At 61.4% G+C, this 1,580-nt stretch carries 1 protein-coding gene; it reads right to left on the bottom strand.

What is annotated here, in order from left to right; genetic code table 11:
• Window positions 1-175: 175 nt before the first annotated feature.
• Entirely contained in the window at window positions 176-1,408 is a 1,233-nt protein-coding gene (locus NZK35_RS24270; RefSeq protein ID WP_259635112.1) for a PQQ-binding-like beta-propeller repeat protein, read from the bottom strand.
• Window positions 1,409-1,580 lie beyond the last annotated feature (172 nt).

Below are 1,580 nucleotides of genomic sequence, written 5' to 3' on the forward strand. Positions count from 1 at the left end.
TCACAAAAACGACAGCCCGCGAGCCCTCCGGTGTTTCGGGATGGAAAGAGAGAGAGCTTGCGCCCTGCCGCTGACCCCTCGTCAATCGCAGGAATAAATGCTTCACAGCGTTCCCTGCCGCGGGAGAGGGAGCCAGCTGCGGAGTGGTTGGCCGCCATCACGCCTTCTCGCGCCGTCATCTGCCGATGCGGAATACCTTGAGTTTTCCCAGATCACGGACGACCACCTCGTCACCGGCCACTGCAACGTGAGCCCAGGAGTTTTGCGCCACGTCCATCTCGTCGATCAGTTTGTAGTCGGGCGTGCAGCCATCGAGCAGCATCAGCTTGCCCCGCTCGGTCAAGGCCAGGATCCGATTTCCATCGGTGATCAAGCTGGCGTATTTTCCGATCGGCCTGGTGGTGAAGGTCGCCTCGCCCGTCTGGACGTCCAGTGCCGTCATTCGTTCGTTTTTGAGATGCATGTAGATCCGGCCATCGACCAGCACGGGAGACGACATGTAAGCCTGTTGCTTCTGGTTCCAAACCTCCTGGATTGTCCACTTGTCCCCGTCGCGAGCAATTTCAAACAGCTGTGCGGTGCCACTATGGGCGGACGTGAAAACCCGATCTCCGATCGGCAGTGGCGTCAGAATGTTCATGCCACGAAACGCTTGGATCGGCTGCTTCCACAGTGGCTGGCCGGTTTCCAGATCCACGCCACACAATTCCAGGCGGGTTTGCACCAGCAGCTGCCGCTTGCCGGCGATGGTCGCGATGATCGGGCTAGAGAATGCACCGGGCGAGCTGGAGGTGGCATTCTCCAGCGTTTGCCAAATCACCGATCCGTCGTTCATCGAAAGCTTGACGGTGGCGCCGCCGGTTTGCATGTAAACCGCGTCGCCGTCGATCAGCGGCGAGCAATTCGCACCGAACATCGGCAGGGGGGTTCCCATCGCCTTGGGGCAGTCGACGCGCCACGTCTCGGCACCTGTTTTCGGATCCAGGCAGACGATCACGTCGCGCATTCCGACGACGACCAAACCGTCGGGGCTGCAGGCCGGAGTGGCGCGAATCCAGTCTCCGTTGGAAGCGGCGAAAAACGGGACGGCCATCGACCCTTCCCACTGCACGGTCCAGGCGACGCTGCCATCGCTGAGGTTGTACGCGGTGACTTTCTCAAACGTCTTGTCCACCGTCTCGGTCGTGTACAGCATGCCGTCAAACACGACCGGCCCGCTGTAGCTGGGGGCGTGCGGCTTTTCCCAAGCTAATGTCAGGCTGCCCTGCAGCTTTTCGGGCAGCTCGCCGGTCGTCAGTCGGCCATCGCGATTCTCGCCCCGCCACTGGCTCCAGTCGCCCGGGTCGGCAAGCGTGAACTGGTAAGAGCAGCAGACCAACAGGCAGGAGAAAAAACGGCGAAATTTCATGATTGCACGAATGAAGAGGGGACGACGAAATGGCTGCCGCACAGTAGCGCGTCGGCTACCCCCACAGGTCAGCTGCCGTCGGTTTGGGGAGATCACCCGCGTGTCGGTGTCCAGCCTTGAGGCGCATCCCCGCTCGCTGCGGAGCAGCGAAGCGGGCGGCTAAAGCCTGGAC

The sequence above is a fragment of the Stieleria sedimenti genome (assembly GCF_025060895.1).
Lineage (GTDB): Bacteria > Planctomycetota > Planctomycetia > Pirellulales > Pirellulaceae > Stieleria > Stieleria sedimenti.